Source organism: Shouchella miscanthi, assembly GCF_007725405.1.
GTDB lineage: Bacteria > Bacillota > Bacilli > Bacillales > Bacillaceae_D > Shouchella > Shouchella hunanensis.
On sequence record NZ_CP042163.1, the window covers coordinates 3756635 to 3773930 of the forward strand.

Below are 17296 nucleotides of genomic sequence, written 5' to 3' on the forward strand. Positions count from 1 at the left end.
ATGGTCTGCTCTTTGTCTTTTACTATAGCATCATTGCGCGTTTACTGTATTTTGGATATTTTGCGCGGCCTCTTCTGGCGTTGATCGTCCAATCGTAATCGCTTGCAGCTCATTTTGCAGGACGTTGTTTACTGCCTGAGGAAGTACAGCATCATACACTGGTGCTGGCGGAGCTTCTTGAGAAAGTGCTAGCATATCTAAAAAGAGTGGATCAAGATCTGCATCTTCAGGCATATCGACTTCAGCAGCAACGACACGGCCTACACCAATTAGCTCTTGATAAAATTCTTCATCAAACATCCATTTTAAAAATGTCTCAGCTGCTTCTCGTTTTTCATCCGATAAGTCTGCATTCAGCGACCATGAATTCCCATAAACAGTGGAGATGGTTCCTGAATCCCCTAAAGGAAACGGAGCAATTCCAACATTCATGTCATCCGGTTTATTGGTCAAGATGCTAATCGCACCCCAGTTCCCGTCAATGACCATGGCAGAGCGCTCTTGTAAAAAGTATTCAATCATTTGGTTATCATCAATCGTGTTCAAATCTTCATTAAAGGCGTCCATTTCAACAAGCTCTTCTATCACGCCAAGAGCGTCAACGAAATCCGAATCTGTGAAGGATCGCTCTCCTTCAAGCACTTGTGGAATAAAATCATTGCCAGTAAACCGATCAGCAATTGTAGAAATGTAAACCGATTGTAGCACCCAAGAAGCAGAATTGCCTAAAGCAATAGGTGTCGTATCGTCTCCACGTAAATCCGTAATCAGTTCCTTAAACGCATCATACGTCTGCGGAAATTCATCATAGCCCAATTCTTCAAGCATATCGACATTATAAAAGACAAAGCTCGTTGGATTCTGAACAGAAGGAATGGCATACACCTCTCCATCAAACGTAAAATCGGCTAGGGCGTCTTCATTTAACAAACCATTGTCAGTCCAATTATCCACAATAGCGTTAAGAGAGCCTACTGCATTCCCATCGACAAGAGGTTGAAGTTCCGCTCCCGGCCACACTTGAAAAATGTCCGGCAGTTGTCCTCCTGCCGCTTGTGTATTTAACCGCGTCCTATAGTCAGCATGCGGTGTGGTTTCAATCTTTAATTGAATGTCATCGTGTTCTTCATTAAATTGTTCCACTCGATCCATCGTTAATTTAAAGTCATCTCGATCTGGGTTCGCTGAAGCCCAGAAGCTCAGCTCTACCGCATCACCATTCCCTGACCCATCTGCATCTTCTGTACTTCCACCGCAAGCTGCAAGCAGTGTCAACATCCCAATCGTTGCACCTGTATAGACGATTTTCCCGCCTTTTAATCGATTCAACAAGCTCACTCCCCCTTTTATGAAATCGCTTTCAATATGTATTATGACAGAATCCATTCGTTAAAAAAGTCCATAAAATTAATATAACATCTATAAATTTATCGACTTCCATACTTAAAGAAAACCTCTAGTGTGCGTTTGGACACACTCACAGCAGAGGCTTTAAACAGTTATTAGAAATCGATCTTTCAAAAATGGTTTATACGACTTACACTTGTCTACAAATCTTCTTCTAAAGGAAAATGACCTGTATTCAGTAAATGAACTTCACAATCATTCAAGTCGTTTTGAAATGCGAGGGCGCCTTTAGGACCAAAAAATAAGTCGTTTTTACCCCATGCTACCAATGTCGGGGGCTGATGGGATCGAAAGTATTCTTGCCAAACCGGGTAAAGTTTCACGTTATTCCGATAGTCATAATACAAGGCAAGCTGAATCTCATCATTGCCTTCACGATTTAAAACGAATTGATCCATATTCCACGCATCCGGATTCATTCGTTCAGGGTTGCGAGTTCCGCTTCGGTATTGATGCTCCGTAAATTCCCTCTGTAGCAACGGTCTCAATTTATTTTTGTTCTCTTCCATCGGATTCTCCCAATACGTACGAATCGGGTCCCAAGCGGACAATAATCCTTCTTCATAAGTGTTTCCGTTTTGCGTAATGATTGCTTCAATGCGCTGCGGGTGCATAACTGCTAATCGAAATCCTATTGGCGCGCCATAATCATGGACATAGATACTATAGGTATCTAGATTGATTTTTTCAGTAAAGCTGCTAACGAGCTGCGCCAGATGATAAAAACTGTACTCAAACGTTTCCATACTCGGTTGATCACTGTTTCCAAAACCAGGATAGTCAGGTGCAATAAGGTGGTAGTCGTCCATCAGGGCAGGAATTAAGTCTCGGTATATGTGTGATGAAGATGGAAAACCGTGTAGAAGGAGAATAGCTGGCTTCTCTCTACTTCCAGCCTCTCTATAAAATAAGTTGATGCCATTCACGTCTACATGCCTATAGCGTATTGTCATTTTTTTACCTCTATTAGTTTTTAATCCATTAAAGCGCGTACCGTGGACCTCCTTTTTTATAACCCTTAAAATTAATTTATACCAGTTATAATACAGATGTTTTTATAACTTGTAAACACAATTTTTAACGGTTATACTCTAGAAGAGGTGAAAAACATGCAAAAACTACTCTTCTCTTTAGGTGGAGCACCATGGATGAATCTAATTAATACGGTTTATACGTCTGATAAACAAACAGTCGATACACTTGATGACGTAGATGCAACACGTGAATGGCTCATTGAAAATGCATTATTGCGTACACATGACTCTTTCCAACATCAAACAAACGCAGAAGATGATTTTCTTATTCAACACCTAACGTCGCTCCGCACACTCTGCACGACGATCTTAACTGATTTACTGGAGAAGGGCAGTCTGTCTTCTTCTTCAAAAAAATTAATGAAGGAGTATGTAAAAGACGTACAGCTCGACCTTTCACTAGGTGAGAAGATATCGCTCCTATACGAAGGAACGACCCTTCCACACCATCTCACGTATAAAATCGTTGAATCGATCCTTTCAACGGTGGACAAAGTAGCGCCTACCCGAATCCGAAACTGCGAGCATCATGACTGCCAGCTTTACTTTATTGATACATCGAAGTCAGGGAAACGACGGTGGTGTAGCATGGAACTATGTGGAAATAGACAAAAGGCCGCTGAGTTTTATGCACGAAAAAAGAAATGAACTGAACGACATGTTTCAGTCCATTTCCTTTTCATTCTTTTTCCAACGTAATTAAACTAATACTAGGCATACTAAACAATCGAAATTGAGCAAACCATGGTCCGCCTACGCCTAACCCTCCATTTACATATTGAACATGATGATCCTTCTTATGAACACCTGTAATAGTTGTTTTTCCAGGGAAGAATCCATGATTAAACGCGTAAAGGGGTCCTACAATCGGAAGTTTCCATTGGCCTCCATGTGAATGTCCATTGATGCTAACATCCCACTGTCGCCATTCTTCTCCACTATTACCTAACGCCGTTTCTTCAAAAAATTGGACTTCTTCACTTACCTGATCAATCGGTGTTGGACGATGAGCGATTTCAATGGTAAACGGGTCTGCTTCCTCTTCATAATTCTTTTTAAACTGCTGCTCCGCTTCGGTTAACGTACTCGGGATCGGGTCGTTACGACTTCGTTTACTGCTCGATAAGGATTTAGCGTTAACCCGCTAGACGCCCCATCTTTTTCAATCTCCCTCCCAGGATGTAAGGCGTTGCACCGTATTTGTCAAAAAGAACATAGATGGGATTCCCTGTAACAAGGGCAGCCGTTGAATGATCAGCATCTGCACTTCCTAGAATGTAATACATGTCTTTATCCTTAGGCATCCCAGCAAGATAGTTTTAGTGATTAAATTCTTTATTTTTGTATCTCAATTAGCGATCCTTGTTTAAAGAAGAGGGAAATTAAACATAATTAACATTAACAAAAGTGGAGTTTTCTATTTATTTTTAAAGAATTGTTAATATCATAATTCATATTAATCACAGATCTTTCTAGATTTAGACTAATATTTTTATAGTTATCAGTCTCATTAAAGGAATATATTATACTCCTTGACGCACTTATTAATGCACCTAAGCCGTCATCATTAAAAGCCTCAACTATATCTTCACCTTTTCCCCCTTGAACGCCATAACCAGGAACTAAAAAGATTGATTTCTTCATCATTTTTCTGAACTTAGATAATTCTTCAGGATGTGTCGCACCAATAACAGCTCCGAATGAAGAATATCCTTCTTTGCCAATATTGCGTTCGCTATCTGCATAGTCGTTAACCATTTCCGCTAAATAGTCTGCTAATGATTGTTTCTTGTTTATTTTTAAATCTAATATTTCTTTTGAAGATTGATTACTTGTTTTAACTAGTGTGAACACACCCTTAGTTCCTTCGCTTGCGTTATTAATAAACGGATCTATACTATCACTTCCCATAAGAGGGTTAATTGTCATTGCGTCGACACTTTCATTATGAGTCCATTCATCAGTTGTTCCTAAATAAGCTTTAGCATACGCTTCCGCAGTAGAGTCAATATCACCTCTTTTAGCATCTGCAATTACTATAAGACCATTATCTTTAGCATATCGAACAGTTTGCCAGAATACTTTAATTCCTGTTGCACCATAAATTTCAAAATATGCTATCTGTAATTTCACTGCTGATACATGATCCTTAATTGTATCTATTATTAATTTGTTGAAAGTCAATATTGCTTCAGAAGCTCCTGATACATTTTTACCAAAGTCGTTAGCTACTTCATCAAGAATAACTCTTGGTAATCTATTAATCATAGGATCTAAACCTACTACAATGTGAGATTTTTTTTCATTAACTTTTTCACATACTAAATCTGAGAAGTTCATAGGTTATCTATCTCCCGCTATTTCTTGAAATTCATTTGAGATTCTTTCGATATTTTTCTTGAATTTAGAGACCGAACCAAACCGTTTACTAATTGTAAGATCGTCTGGATCGACAACTCTAGAGTAAGGTAGCATTGAGTGACCTCTAATTAAGAATGAAGCAGTTACTTCACTGCTAGGAATTATTCTATGGAATTGACCAGCTGGAAAAAAGTATGCATCCCCTTCATGAAAAACATCTCTAGACAACAATTCCAAATTTATTTTACCATCATGATTAAATGTATGATTGTATCTTTCTTGAGTGTAAGATCCTTTAATAATTATTGCCCCAAAGTTAAAACGATGATCATGTATTCTCTCGGTGTTATGACTCATATTTTTACTTGCCTTCCAATAATGCAACCTCGCTCTAACATCTTTATTGTCCCAAAGTACATATTTTTCAAATCCTAACGGATGTACTTCCATTAAAGAAGCTATGTTTGACAAATTAGTCTCATCTTCTTTTAGAAGCTCATTTAACCACTGAGATATCGATTTTTTATCCACTGAACTCTTAATTACTTTCAATAATTCTTTTAAATTCACGCCACTGTTTAAGGAATTAGTATCCTTTACTTCTTTTATAAATTCATTTATATTCATCTAATTACCTCTTTCAAGTAACTTTTTGACCGACCTACAAATTTCCTCATGGATAATTTCCTTACTGTTTGATGCGTCTAAGATTAATGCATCTTTTGGTAGTGCTTCTTCAATAAAGAAATGTCTAACCTTTTTAAAAACAGAATCATCTTGCTCTTCAAATTTTAAATTTTCTCCATCTCTCATCATCACTCTCTCTAATGATTCATCTGGTTTAATATCTAAATATATTGTTAGATCGGGGGTCTTAACTCCACTATTTAATTTTTTTATGTATTCTACTTCCAACCCTCGTGCAGCAAAAAAAGCTATAGAACTATACAAATACCTGTCTGATATTACAATTCCCCCTTCATTTAAATTAGGTTTTATAACTTCTTCTACATGTAAATGCCTATCCGCAGCCGCTAATTTAGCTAAGCCTTCCATGCTGATACATTTACCATTATCAAGATACAATCTAACTCTTGTATCATTTCTATAATTATCGGTAGGCTGTTTTGTTAAAATAACCTTCTGATCTAATCCTTCGAGCCAGTCTTTCAACAAATTAATTTGTGTTGTTTTTCCAGATCCATCTAATCCACATACTGCTATTAATAATCCATTCATTCAAATTCACCCAGCTTTTCAATTGTCATATTCCGAATTTGAGTACTTAATTTAAGCATCTCTATCGTCTTTTTATCTAACTCTTCACTTTCTAAACTTAACAATTGACCAAAGTATAAACTTTGAAATTCCTTCACCCAACAAAGTTCTAGTTTATTTAAATTATTAATTTTCTTGATTAACCATTTTTGTTTAGGATTAGTTTCACCATAAGTACATAAAAAAGACTCCACTGCTTTCTCTAAACACTCTCTTGCTGAAATATATGCTGTAAAACTATCTCCTGATTCTAGGGATCCTATTGAATCATCATGACGATTCTCACTAAATCTCATACGATTATAAGCAGACAAACGAATAAATTCTTTGTTTTCTAATAATGGTGAAATTAAACTGGTAAATTTTCCTTCACCGAATATTACATAAGATCTCAAAAACCTGTGATATAATTCAATAAATCATTATCTTTTTTAATTCTCTGAATTTGACTTGAAACAAATTGTTTGCCTAGCAATAACTTTAATGTGTATTTATTTGATTCAGAACAAAAATTTTCAATTTTTATTTCCTCAATCATTAAACTAAATTCCTTTTTAACTGTTGATTTAGATTAATAACTACTTGTCTAGGATTTTGACTTTCATATATAGTTCGCCCAATGATTGCATAATCAGCACCTGCTCTTATTGTTTCTACAAAGTCTCCACCTTGGGCTCCAACACCACAAGAAACAATGATTTTTTCAGTACCAATTATGTTTCTAAACTTTTTAATTTGTTCTGGGCGCGTTCCGGGTGCTTGAATACCATAGGCATTTGTAAAGTTACATAGTTCTGCAAATTGACTAGAAAAAGTTCTAGTAAATTCTAACCCACCCGGACTTGTTAATTCAGTTACAATAATTACACCTATTTCATTGTTTGCAACTTCCATTATTTCTTGAAGCGCATCTGATCCAATAAAACCATGGACCATGATTGCATCAGCTCCTGATTTTTTTACAATTTCAACTATTCTATTATTCGTAACTGATACGTCTGCCACTTTGAAATCTGCCACAAATTTAATTTTATATTTTTGTTTTATTTCCGTGATAATTGAAATTCCTTCTTTTAATACTAGAGGATAATTAAATTTGACAGCATCAATTAAATCATAAGTATCGTCAAGTACTTTAAAAGCATCCTCTTTAGTGTCGGTGTCAAGAGCTAGCATAATATGACTTTTAGGTTTATCTAAAAACATTTAAACTCCCCATTTCTTTTGTTATTTTTTTGACTGCATTAACAAAGTAATCAATATCCATTTTACTGTTATAGTATCCTGGGCTCACTCTTACTGTACCAAATGGATAAGTCCCTATTGTTTTATGTGCCCGTGGTGAACAATGTAGGCCAGCCCTAGTCACTATATTAAAAGCATTCTCTAAAACAATTGAAGTCTCTTGCACTGGATTCATACCTCTAATGTTAAAAGATAAAAGAGGGAGGCTATCATTACAACTATTTTTATAGATTTTTATTTCCTTTAATTCAGATATTTCATCTTCTAAATACTTGTAAATATTCATTTTATGATTAACATAGTTATCTATTCCGATGTAATTAATATGTTTTATCGATTGATTAATTGAATACAGCGCTGGAATATTAGGAGTGCCGGTCTCATAATCAGCTTCTTTGTCACTATAAACCAAGTTAACTTCACTACCTTTACCTGTACCACCGTTTAGATGTATTCGCATCTTTAAACTTGATTTAAAGTATAAAGCTCCTATTCCCGTGAAGGCCAGCAAACCTTTATGACCAGAAAAAGCCATGAGATCGACGTTCATTTCTTTTAAACTGAAGGCTGTACTACCTATAGATTGAGAAGCATCTAAAAAAACTTTAACACCATTGGATGAAGCTATTTGACCAAATTCTTTCTTGAAAATGAAATTACCGGTAACATTTGAACCATGAATCATTATTAACATTGTTGTATTTGGTTTTTTAAGCCGAGTAAATTCAATGGCGAACTCCTCTGCTGTAGAGTTGTCATCTATTTTATCTAGAGTTGAATATGTTATTAACCCTTCTTCTTTTAAAGCCTCTAAAGTTCTAGCTACTGCAGCATGCTCATATTTTGAGGTAATTACATGGTCTCCTTTATTTAAGCATCCTCTTAAACCTATATTAATTGCATGTGTAGAATTCAACGTAAATACTAAATTTTCTTTTCCTTCGCAATCAATAAAATTTTTAAACAATTCTCTCGTTTCTTCTAGAAGATTTTCTAAATTATAGTTACTGCTGTATCCTCTTCTATTTAATGTTTGGGGCTCTGAGAAAACGAATTTATCAATATCAAACCGATGCTTTGGAAAACTGGTAGATGCATTATCTAAGTATATAAGTTGATCATTAACCAATTTATTACTCCCTTCTTAATTTTTACTATTTTTTGAACTTGTGCTAAATATTATACAAACACTAATAGTTTGTCAATATTAGTATAAAAAAAGCTTAAAAAGTTTAAATATCCTAACAAAGAAAATAAAAATAGATCCATTGTTCGTTTTTCGCTTTTTATATTATCACAAATCACACTTAAATTTTTTAATATCAATCATATCAATTTCTATACTTCAGCAACAAAAAGAGGCTAACTATCAGATTTACTGACAATTAGCCTCTTGTGTATGTCCAACTATTACAAAAATCGCGACAATGTCGAAAATTATAAATAGATTCTATCCTTCAAAAAGGATGACAAACATCCGTTGACCTTGTCAGTCTCTCAGGACTGGATTAAAGGTATCATAATTAATTTTCTATATTATTACAAAAAAAAATCATATCGTCAACTTTTTTAAAAAAAGGGGAGCGTCAAGAATTTTGTGTAAATAGAAACCCTCATCTATGACAATCAATCATTACTTCGTTTAAACATGCTTACCAACTCAGCTCTTGCTAAATCAAACCCAAGGTGACAACGCGTAGAAAATTTTTGATTATAGGGTTCAAATTGACTAACAAGGAACCGCTCAATGGACGGTTAGTTTGGAAACTGCTCTTTTCGCTTGCTGTATTTCTTTATCTGTTTGTTAAAGGATTCGATGAGATTGGTGGAATAAATGCTTCTCCAAATCGCTTGAGGAAAATCGTAAAACGTGAGGATAAAAGCGTTCTCCTCAAGTGATTGCGTTGCTCTTGGATAGACCCTTCTCCATTTTGCCACAAACTTATCAAGCGCTCTTTGCCCCTCTTGTTTGTTGGTAGCACGGTAGACTCGCTTAAAATCATCACAGACTTCTGCTCGGTCCGAAACGCGAACTTTGTGCGCTAGGTTGCGTGAAAGATCGACGCAACACGCTTGATAGGATGAAAAAGGAAACATGCTTTGAATGGAATTTACGATTCCTTTAAGTCCATCCGATACAAAAAGCAACACGTCTTCGACGCCTCGATTCTGAAGGTCCTCTAGGACCTCTTTCCAGACCAAAGCGGATTCAGTTGGAGCGATGGTGTATGCCAACACTTCTTTCGTCCCGTCCCCTTGAATACCAATAGCTAAATAGATGGCTTCTTTTGAAACGGTGTTCCGTTTAATCGCAATAAAAGTCGCATCTAAATAGATGCAAACATAGCGCTTTGAGAGTGTTCGTGTTTTAAAGGCCTCGACTTGTTTTTCCATCGTTTTCGTCATATTCGAGATGGTTTGTGGCGTGTAGTGATGGCCGTACATGCGCTCAAGGAGATCGGAAATCTCACCTGTCGTTACCCCTTTTTGATACATATGGATGACGAATGACTCTAGCGTATCATTGGATCGTTTATAAGGAGCGACTGTTTGTTGGTGAAAATCGCCATTTCGATCTCTAGGCATGGAAAGGTGAAGATCACCAGATTCTGTACGAAGCGTACGCGAGTACGCACCATTCCTTGAATTTCCTGAACCGAACCCGCTACGATCGTGTTTTTCGTAGTCAAGAAAAGCCGTTAACTCTGTAAGTAGAAGAGTGTTGACTGCTTTTTCTAAGTGCATTCGAAAAACTTCTTTCAAATCTTCTTTACGAACTAGAGCTTGAGCAATATCTGTAGTAAAATCAGTCATAGGGAAGTCCTCTTTTCTATGGGTTGGTTGTGGTGACTTAATTCTACTAGAAAAGGGCTTCCTTTTTTCGTGCATTTATTCATTTACACAAGATATTTTACGCTCTCAAAAAAAGCTTTTGTATCCAATTTTTTTTAGGAACAAAAATATTTCCAATTATACGCTTTAAACCGCCCTTTTAGCTATTCTGTTTCATCTTAATTATGCCCTAAAAAATAACTATACAGGATCATTACGATGTTCAATATTAATGAACAGTATTCCTTAATAAAAAATCTAATAAATTCTTCCATTTTATTGGTTTGGGAGTGTTCATAGAGGTCTAGAATTATAAAAATGACTTCTCATTATATGTTTATTAATGTCCCTAAATTCCTACTAGCTACTAATCTTATCACTCCACTTATATAAACATAAATAAACGCGATAGAATAAATCCATTCCATCGGACGATCAAACCGAGCTGTTTCCTACAACGGTAAATCGTTCATTCCAGTGCTGTGGCTGTTCAATTTCATCCAGTACAGCTATAGCAAAGTCAGCATAGCTAATATAGCTTTCACCGGCTTGATTCAAAATGAGCTGGTCTTTTCCTTTTGTATACGTACCTGTACGCTTGCCTTCCGCATCAAAGAATGCCGCTGGACTCATGTAGGTCCATGTTAAGCTTGTCGTTTCCAGCAACTTTTCCAGCATAAGGCCTGCACCTTTCGCGATAGGTTTATACGCCTCTGGAAAATCAGGCGTATCAAGTAAGCGTAAGCCCTTTTCCTTATCCACATAAAGACTTCCTGCCCCACCAATAATGATAAGCGGCGTATCGGTTTCGCTAAAAGCTTTTATAAAAGCGTCTCCAGCAAGCACAAACGATTCGGTATCGAATGCACCATACGCACTCACAACTGCATCGAATCCCTTCACATCGTCACCCGACAAATGGAACACATCTATTTCTTTAACCTCTATCGACTCACTGACCTTACTCGAATCGCGCACGAAGCCAATCACTTCATGCCCTCGATTCAACGCTTCTTTAACGACGAGTTGCCCTGCTTTCCCATTTGCTCCGATTACACCAATTTTCATCTGTTTTTCCTCCTTGAGTGGTAAACCTGTAATTAAATTAGTTACTTGTAATCATAATAGTTACATCCGATTCGTTTGTCAACCTTTTTTCTATGCTATACTGAAGCAAAAGCGAAGGAAAAAGAAGGTGACACCATGACCATCAGCAGTCGATTCACTGTTGGCGTTCATATTCTTGCATTACTCGAATTCAACCAAGAAACGGCAATCACATCAGAATTCATTGCCGCTAGCGTTAACACGAACCCAGCTCTCATCCGTAAACTGATGGGGATGCTAAAGAAAGCTCATTTAATTGATGTAAAACCTGGCGTAGCTGGGGCAAAACTAGCAAAAAACTTGAGTGAGATTACGTTGTTAGATGTCTATCATGCTGTTCATGCGGTTAAGGAAAATGAGCTATTCTCTGTTCATAAAGCACCTACCATTGATTGCGAAGTAGGGAACAACATTCAACTAACGTTAACACCCGTTCTCCACTCTGCGCAAAAAGCACTCGAAGACCAATTGGCTTCTGTCACCATGGAAGCAATTGTTCATGATATGAAATCTTCTTGATTGACGATGCCAAAGAAAAGACAGCAGACCACCCGTGTCTGCTGTCTTTCATTTGTTATACGAGAATGGCCCATAGAATCATCGTTACTATAATGGTCACGATGCCTTGTAGTAAGGTTGCCATTGTTTGCGCTTTATACGCATCATTGACTTTCATCCCGGTAAATTGTGCAACCACCCAGAAATAACTATCATTCACATGAGAGACGGTCATCGCACCCGCACCTACGGCCATTACGACAAGTGCTAATGGAATCGCCCCTTCGATCCCCATAATCGGTAGCATCGGTGCAATTAACGATGACGTAATCACAAGGGATGTGGTTGAAGAGCCTTGGGCTGTTTTTAACGCAGCCGCTAGTAAGAATGGTACAAGCAAGAACATGGCTCCTGTGAATATACCGCTAATGTCCCAGCTTTGAATGATGTCTTCTACACCTGAATTTCGGATAACAGTACCAAAAGAACCACCGACACCTGTTATTAACAGAATAGGTGCAGCATCCTTCAGCGCTTGGCTCATCCAGCCTGTTAGGGTTTCTTCATTAAACGCCGGCAAGAGTGGTAACGCTGCCACAACACCGATTAATAAAGCAATAACCGGTTTTCCTAAGAACATAAGGAAGTTCGCAAAGCCACCTTCCACGCCCAAAACCGCAATAATAGAGCCAAGGCCAATTAAAACAATTGGCAGTAAGATGGGGAGAAATGCTGAAAACGTCGAAGGCATTTTCCCGAAGGACGCAACGACTTTATCATAATCAAACTCTTCTCCTGCTGCTGTCACATCTTCTGGCACTTCAATTTTGGTTGCAACTTTAATGGACCAGAGATAACCGACGAATGTAGCAGGAACCGCTACGATTAATCCGATAAAGATCACAGTGCCTAAATAGGCGTCTGCTCCAATGTTCCCAGCCGCGGCAATCGGACCAGGTGTAGGAGGAACAAGGGTATGTGTAGCGTATAAACCTGTTGCCAGGGCAACAGACATTGACGCCATTGACACCTTCGCTCGTTTTGATAGCGCTTTCCTTAAACTGTTTAAAATAATAAAGCCTGAATCACAAAATACAGGAATTGATACAATGAACCCAATAATGCTCATCGCTAGCTGAGGATGCTTCGGTCCAACGATTCGAAGAACGACTTCTGCCATTCGATAAGCCGCACCAGCCTTTTCTAAAATAACCCCAATAATTGTCCCAAAGACAATGACGAGACCAATACTCATCATCAAGTTCCCAAAGCCTGTGTTCATGCTTTCAACAATCAGATCAAAGGACATACCTGACGCAAAACCAACAAATAAGGTACCGAGTAATAAGGATAAAAACGGATGTACTTTAAATTTAGAAGTAGCGACAATAATAAGTAAAACACCAAGTGCAATAATAAGAAATAGCATGGTCATCCCCCTTTTTGAGCAGGCATTCACGCCTGCTCATGTGTCGTTAATCTCGAAACGCAAAAAATGTTCGCACGACTTGTTCAGTGGTCAGTGCTAGATATTCACTGCACCCCTCCATTGCTTGCTCTAAATTCATAGGTCCTTTCACAATACTGAATACACTTGTGATCCCGTATTGATACAGCTCTTCAATTCCTTCGCCAACAGACCCTGCAATGGCAATAACCGGAATACCTTGCTTTTTCGCCGCTTCCGCTACACCCATCGGCGTCTTTCCAGAAGCGGTTTGATCATCAATTTGCCCTTCTCCTGTTAACACGAGATCAGCGCCTACAAGCTTCTTTTCTAAATGCGTATGCTCGATGACAAGATCAATGCCTCTTCTCATGGAAGAAGGAAAAAACGCTTGAAACGCTCCGCCTATTCCACCAGCTGCACCTGCACCAGCTTGATCATGGAGACGAATTCCTGTCTGTTTCTCAATTAAGTCCGCCCATGTGGTTAACCCACGATCCAGTTCCTCCACCATTTCTTGAGTCGCCCCTTTTTGAGGGCCAAACACAGCCGATGCCCCAGTCGGACCAACGAACGGATTTTGAACATCAGATGCAATTAAAAAGGTAGACTCACGAATACGCTTGTCAAACAAAGCATCATCAATGGCCGTAATCTGACCAACCGCTTCTCCACCGTATCCCACAGATTCGCCTTGCTCATCGAGAAGCTTCATTCCTAGTGCTTGTAGCATACCAGTGCCGCCATCATTCGTGGCACTTCCACCAATCGCTAAAACAAACGAACGATACCCTGCATCCAATGCCGCTTTAATGAGCTCTCCAGTCCCTAGAGTCGTCGTCACCATCGGATTACGCTCATGAGCCGGAATTAACACAAGCCCTGACGCACTTGCCATTTCAATTACACACGTCTTCCCATCACCAAGAACGCCATATTCTGCGGTAACCGCCTTACGAGTCGGTCCTTTCACTTGAACTTCAACTTTTTTTCCTTCTGTTGCTGTAACGAGGCTATCCATCGTGCCTTCCCCACCATCTGCAACAGGAACGGAGACGACTTCAGCATTTGGAAGCGCTTTCGATATGGCCTGCTTCATGACAGCCGCTACGTCAACAGCCGATAAACTGCCTTTAAACGAATCTGGCGCAATCACGATTTTCATGTTGTAACCACCTTACGTCATTCTTATAAAGATGATTATAATCTGAATATACACGTTTTACATCGTGCGAAATGCACAAAAAATAACGGAAAAATTATAGTTTTATTGTACACATCTGACAATGGGGCCACAAACAATACAAAGAGCGAGTTAAGCTCAAAAAGCCCTCTCGCTCGAATACGTGTTTAGCTGTAACTTACTTATTTGACTTTAATCTTTCACTAGCACTATCAAAAACTTTACCATCGCTTCTTGTGCCTATTGCGATTAATTCAACGTTTATCAATTGAACCGTCATTTCACCCAATTCGTTCTCTTTTATTCTAAAAACAACTCTTATCCCATCTCTTCGGTATTTTAATTCCTTACAACCAATCAATTTGCCCGTTAACGGTTTGCCTATTTCATCTGCTCTTTCTTCAAGCCTTCTAATACCCGTTGCAATTAATTTCTTCGTAGAACCATCTAACTTTCTATACTCTTTTTCTGCTTCTTCATCGATAAAAACAACGTTAAATCTTTTTTGCTGCGACATTATTCGAAGAGATCCTTGTCAGTCAGAGCATCATATTCGTTGCCTTTATTAAACTCTTCACGCTCTTTTTTGCTCATATGTGACGTAAAAGGGATTGGTTTTGTCTTACCCTCGTCTGACTTCTCCATTCGCTCAGAAATTTTATGCTCCCATAAAGCTTCACGTAAATCGTCTATCTCTCTATACATACGCTCGTATTCTTCATAGTTCAGAACGACACTTTTTATTTCATTGTGATCTGAAATAAATTGAGGCTCGTAAACAGCTTTTTTCCTAACTTCAGCAAACTTTTTACTTGCATCCGTTGCTTTTATAATTTGACTCTTCTTGATCGGTGGCTCTTTCAAGAAATCAACTCCCATGACCAATCTCCCTCTCTATAAAGTATATGCTCTTAAGTAAAAATTATACACAAAATACGAATAAAAAACAGTACAAAAATACGTATTATTAACTGTATTTTTATGCGAATTTATTCGCTTCTCAAAAGAAAAAGAAGTACAGCCAATCGAACAATCCCCCTCTCTACGACTTTTGTCTGAGCACTGATCAGTCAAATCGATGAGCATGCTCTCCCTCTTATCAACGATTCCAATCGTTTCTTTCTTTCGTACACTAAAAGCAACAACACAAAGGAGTGAAGATAAATGAAAGACGTTATGGTGATTACAGGAGCATCAAGAGGACTTGGAAAAGCACTAACCCTTCACTATGCGAAACTAGGGTATCGATTAGGAATCTGTGCTCGAAACGAAGACGAACTGATGAAGGTAAAAGAAGAAGCGATTGCTTTAGGAGCGGAAGTCGTGGCGGTTCGTGCTGATGTTGCGAACCCAAAGGATGTGGATCGGTTTGTGTCTGTCGTTGAAGCCACGTTCGGAACAATTGATATTTTACTGAACAATGCGTCGATCTTTGGTCCAGGACCACAGCTACTAGCTGATTATGATGAACACATGTTTCAAGACGTGCTCCACACGAATGTACTCAACCCGTTTCTTATGACAAAACGAACCCTTGCGACCATGTTAACAAATGACCGTGGGCTGATCGTTTCCATTACGTCTGCTGCTGGTCAGACCGGGTTTGCTGAATGGGGTGCGTACGGGGTATCCAAGTTTGCAGTGGAAGGATTGATGCAAACATGGGCAGATGAACTATCAGAAACCAAGACAGAGGTTTGTTTAGTTGATCCTGGTGAAATGAATACTGCCATGCACGACATTGCCGTTCCCAATTGCGATTATTCTTTACTAGAACCAGAAGAGCTGTTGCCGCTATTCGATTACATCATCCAACATCGTGGCACAGTCAACGGAAAGCGGTTTGACATAGATTCGTTCCTAGAGGAGGCAGGGCAATGACCAATCTTGTTTCGTTCCATGAGGCATTCTCGTTGCCAGCGCATCTTCACGCCAATACGCCTGCTGAGCATCGTGGAAACGATCGTTCCGACGTGAAGCTCCTTCATACCGAGCGGAAGAGCGGACGCATTCAAGACCACACGTTAACCGATCTCACTGAGCTCTTACAGCCGAATGATTTGCTTCTCTTCAATCGCAGCCGAACCATTCCAGCTCAGCTCGTAAGTGAAACCGACAACGTAACCGTTCGATTAGCTCGACAACTAACCGAAACCAGTTGGGAAGCACTCATTCTTGGTAAAGATAAGACTGTGGTTCAACTTCAAGACGGTGTGACGCTGCATGTACAAGGTGATGGCAGTGAAGCCCCGTTAAAGCGTGTGACCTTTCAAGGCTTGCACGAACCGGTTCTGTCTTTTCTCCATAAATATGGGGACCCGATTCGGTATGAATACATTAACGCCCCTTGGTCACTGGAGGCGTATCAAACGGTGTTTGCGTCTGTGCCTGGCTCCATTGAAATGCCTTCAGCTGGGCGAGCCTTTTCGTGGAAACTGATCCACCAATTAAAACAGAACCATATTCAAGTGGGCTTCCTTACGCTGCATGCAGGCATTAGTTACTACGAAGACAACCAATGGCCGGACCCTTTGCATCACCCTGAGACTTATATGATTCCAGCAGAAACGATTGCAGCGATTCATGAAGCCAAAGCACGCGGGGGACGAATCATCGCAGTCGGCACAACGGTGGTGCGCGCAGTCGAATCGTATGCAAAAAACAAGCATTCACATCAAGGTGCTTGGAAGGATACCACCAATTTGTTTATTCAACGAAAAACGCCCTTACAGCTCGTAGATGGGTTGCTTTCCGGCTTACACGAACCACACTCCAGTCATCTCGAATTATTACGGGCGTTTTTACCCGATGACGCACTATTGTCAAGCTACCAGCACGCCTTACAAAACAACTACCTCTGGCATGAATTTGGCGATGTCCACCTCATGCTGTAAAAAGGAGGCA

General features: G+C 39.1%; 18 protein-coding genes and 1 pseudogene. 4 read left to right on the forward strand and 15 right to left on the reverse strand.

Annotated features, from left to right (window positions below; genetic code table 11):
- Window positions 1-30: 30 nt before the first annotated feature.
- Window positions 31-1332 carry an extracellular solute-binding protein gene (locus tag FPV17_RS19250; RefSeq protein ID WP_144560090.1) on the reverse strand — a complete coding sequence of 434 codons (1302 nt, stop codon included), beginning with the start codon at window positions 1330-1332 and terminating at the stop codon, window positions 31-33.
- 215 nt (window positions 1333-1547) lie between these two features.
- A complete protein-coding gene (locus FPV17_RS19255) occupies window positions 1548-2360 on the reverse strand; it encodes an alpha/beta fold hydrolase (protein ID WP_144560092.1) in 813 nt (270 codons plus the stop codon).
- Between the two features lie 156 nt (window positions 2361-2516).
- Between FPV17_RS19255 and FPV17_RS19260 the strand changes: the two genes are divergently transcribed.
- Window positions 2517-3089: a CGNR zinc finger domain-containing protein gene (locus tag FPV17_RS19260; protein ID WP_246117074.1), complete on the forward strand. Its 573-nt coding sequence runs from the start codon at window positions 2517-2519 to the stop codon at window positions 3087-3089.
- Between the two features lie 488 nt (window positions 3090-3577).
- Here the strand turns inward: FPV17_RS19260 and FPV17_RS22090 are convergent, their stop codons facing one another.
- The 9 genes and pseudogenes from FPV17_RS22090 to FPV17_RS19300 form a co-directional block, all read right to left on the reverse strand.
- Entirely contained in the window at window positions 3578-3727 is a 150-nt protein-coding gene (locus FPV17_RS22090) for a hypothetical protein (protein ID WP_186370664.1), read from the reverse strand.
- A 112-nt stretch (window positions 3728-3839) separates the two neighbouring features.
- Window positions 3840-4781, reverse strand: a complete 942-nt coding sequence (gene pyrF / locus FPV17_RS19265) for an orotidine-5'-phosphate decarboxylase (protein ID WP_144560094.1) — start codon at window positions 4779-4781, stop codon at window positions 3840-3842.
- A 3-nt stretch (window positions 4782-4784) separates the two neighbouring features.
- The gene (locus tag FPV17_RS19270; protein WP_144560096.1) at window positions 4785-5429 is read right to left on the reverse strand and encodes a hypothetical protein; all 645 of its coding nucleotides are present in this window, start codon (window positions 5427-5429) and stop codon (window positions 4785-4787) included.
- The gene (tmk, locus tag FPV17_RS19275; RefSeq protein WP_144560098.1) at window positions 5430-6041 is read right to left on the reverse strand and encodes a dTMP kinase; all 612 of its coding nucleotides are present in this window, start codon (window positions 6039-6041) and stop codon (window positions 5430-5432) included. It abuts the gene before it with no gap.
- Complete coding sequence (locus tag FPV17_RS19280; protein ID WP_144560100.1) at window positions 6038-6475, reverse strand: hypothetical protein; 438 nt, start codon at window positions 6473-6475, stop codon at window positions 6038-6040. Before FPV17_RS19280 ends, tmk begins: the two co-directional genes overlap by 4 nt.
- A gap of 142 nt (window positions 6476-6617) precedes the next feature.
- Entirely contained in the window at window positions 6618-7286 is a 669-nt protein-coding gene (pyrF, locus tag FPV17_RS19285) for an orotidine-5'-phosphate decarboxylase (RefSeq protein WP_144560102.1), read from the reverse strand.
- Entirely contained in the window at window positions 7273-8454 is a 1182-nt protein-coding gene (locus FPV17_RS19290; protein ID WP_144560104.1) for an aminotransferase class V-fold PLP-dependent enzyme, read from the reverse strand. Before FPV17_RS19290 ends, pyrF (FPV17_RS19285) begins: the two co-directional genes overlap by 14 nt.
- Window positions 8455-8951: 497 nt before the next feature.
- Window positions 8952-10139, reverse strand: a pseudogene (locus FPV17_RS19295) (IS256 family transposase).
- Between the two features lie 453 nt (window positions 10140-10592).
- Window positions 10593-11225, reverse strand: a complete 633-nt coding sequence (locus FPV17_RS19300; protein ID WP_144560106.1) for an NAD(P)-dependent oxidoreductase — start codon at window positions 11223-11225, stop codon at window positions 10593-10595.
- A 135-nt stretch (window positions 11226-11360) separates the two neighbouring features.
- On the opposite strand from FPV17_RS19300, the gene FPV17_RS19305 reads away from it, so the two are divergent.
- Window positions 11361-11783: an Rrf2 family transcriptional regulator gene (locus tag FPV17_RS19305; RefSeq protein WP_038483675.1), complete on the forward strand. Its 423-nt coding sequence runs from the start codon at window positions 11361-11363 to the stop codon at window positions 11781-11783.
- Between the two features lie 55 nt (window positions 11784-11838).
- On the opposite strand, the gene FPV17_RS19310 is transcribed toward FPV17_RS19305, so the two are convergent.
- The 4 genes from FPV17_RS19310 to FPV17_RS19325 all read right to left on the reverse strand — a co-directional run bounded on the left by FPV17_RS19310 (window position 11839) and on the right by FPV17_RS19325 (window position 15271).
- The gene (locus FPV17_RS19310; RefSeq protein WP_144560108.1) at window positions 11839-13191 is read right to left on the reverse strand and encodes a GntP family permease; all 1353 of its coding nucleotides are present in this window, start codon (window positions 13189-13191) and stop codon (window positions 11839-11841) included.
- A 46-nt stretch (window positions 13192-13237) separates the two neighbouring features.
- Window positions 13238-14374, reverse strand: a complete 1137-nt coding sequence (locus FPV17_RS19315) for a glycerate kinase (RefSeq protein WP_144560110.1) — start codon at window positions 14372-14374, stop codon at window positions 13238-13240.
- Window positions 14375-14570: 196 nt separating this feature from the next.
- Complete coding sequence (locus FPV17_RS19320) at window positions 14571-14909, reverse strand: type II toxin-antitoxin system RelE family toxin (protein WP_038483680.1); 339 nt, start codon at window positions 14907-14909, stop codon at window positions 14571-14573.
- Window positions 14909-15271: a type II toxin-antitoxin system Phd/YefM family antitoxin gene (locus FPV17_RS19325; protein ID WP_052008216.1), complete on the reverse strand. Its 363-nt coding sequence runs from the start codon at window positions 15269-15271 to the stop codon at window positions 14909-14911. Before FPV17_RS19325 ends, FPV17_RS19320 begins: the two co-directional genes overlap by 1 nt.
- A gap of 285 nt (window positions 15272-15556) precedes the next feature.
- On the opposite strand from FPV17_RS19325, the gene FPV17_RS19330 reads away from it, so the two are divergent.
- Entirely contained in the window at window positions 15557-16273 is a 717-nt protein-coding gene (locus tag FPV17_RS19330; RefSeq protein ID WP_144560112.1) for an SDR family NAD(P)-dependent oxidoreductase, read from the forward strand.
- Window positions 16270-17286, forward strand: a complete 1017-nt coding sequence (locus FPV17_RS19335; RefSeq protein WP_144560114.1) for an S-adenosylmethionine:tRNA ribosyltransferase-isomerase — start codon at window positions 16270-16272, stop codon at window positions 17284-17286. Before FPV17_RS19330 ends, FPV17_RS19335 begins: the two co-directional genes overlap by 4 nt.
- Window positions 17287-17296 lie beyond the last annotated feature (10 nt).

Coding starts and splice junctions, on each gene's coding strand:
- FPV17_RS19255 (WP_144560092.1), bottom strand. CDS start 2,360: ATGACAATACGCTATAGGCATGTAGACGTGAATGGCATCAACTTATTT.
- FPV17_RS19260 (WP_246117074.1), top strand. CDS start 2,517: ATGCAAAAACTACTCTTCTCTTTAGGTGGAGCACCATGGATGAATCTA.
- FPV17_RS22090 (WP_186370664.1), bottom strand. CDS start 3,727: ATGTATTACATTCTAGGAAGTGCAGATGCTGATCATTCAACGGCTGCC.
- pyrF (WP_144560094.1), bottom strand. CDS start 4,781: ATGAACTTCTCAGATTTAGTATGTGAAAAAGTTAATGAAAAAAAATCT.
- FPV17_RS19270 (WP_144560096.1), bottom strand. CDS start 5,429: ATGAATATAAATGAATTTATAAAAGAAGTAAAGGATACTAATTCCTTA.
- tmk (WP_144560098.1), bottom strand. CDS start 6,041: ATGAATGGATTATTAATAGCAGTATGTGGATTAGATGGATCTGGAAAA.
- pyrF (WP_144560102.1), bottom strand. CDS start 7,286: ATGTTTTTAGATAAACCTAAAAGTCATATTATGCTAGCTCTTGACACC.
- FPV17_RS19300 (WP_144560106.1), bottom strand. CDS start 11,225: ATGAAAATTGGTGTAATCGGAGCAAATGGGAAAGCAGGGCAACTCGTC.
- FPV17_RS19305 (WP_038483675.1), top strand. CDS start 11,361: ATGACCATCAGCAGTCGATTCACTGTTGGCGTTCATATTCTTGCATTA.
- FPV17_RS19310 (WP_144560108.1), bottom strand. CDS start 13,191: ATGCTATTTCTTATTATTGCACTTGGTGTTTTACTTATTATTGTCGCT.
- FPV17_RS19315 (WP_144560110.1), bottom strand. CDS start 14,374: ATGAAAATCGTGATTGCGCCAGATTCGTTTAAAGGCAGTTTATCGGCT.
- FPV17_RS19320 (WP_038483680.1), bottom strand. CDS start 14,909: ATGTCGCAGCAAAAAAGATTTAACGTTGTTTTTATCGATGAAGAAGCA.
- FPV17_RS19325 (WP_052008216.1), bottom strand. CDS start 15,271: ATGGGAGTTGATTTCTTGAAAGAGCCACCGATCAAGAAGAGTCAAATT.
- FPV17_RS19330 (WP_144560112.1), top strand. CDS start 15,557: ATGAAAGACGTTATGGTGATTACAGGAGCATCAAGAGGACTTGGAAAA.
- FPV17_RS19335 (WP_144560114.1), top strand. CDS start 16,270: ATGACCAATCTTGTTTCGTTCCATGAGGCATTCTCGTTGCCAGCGCAT.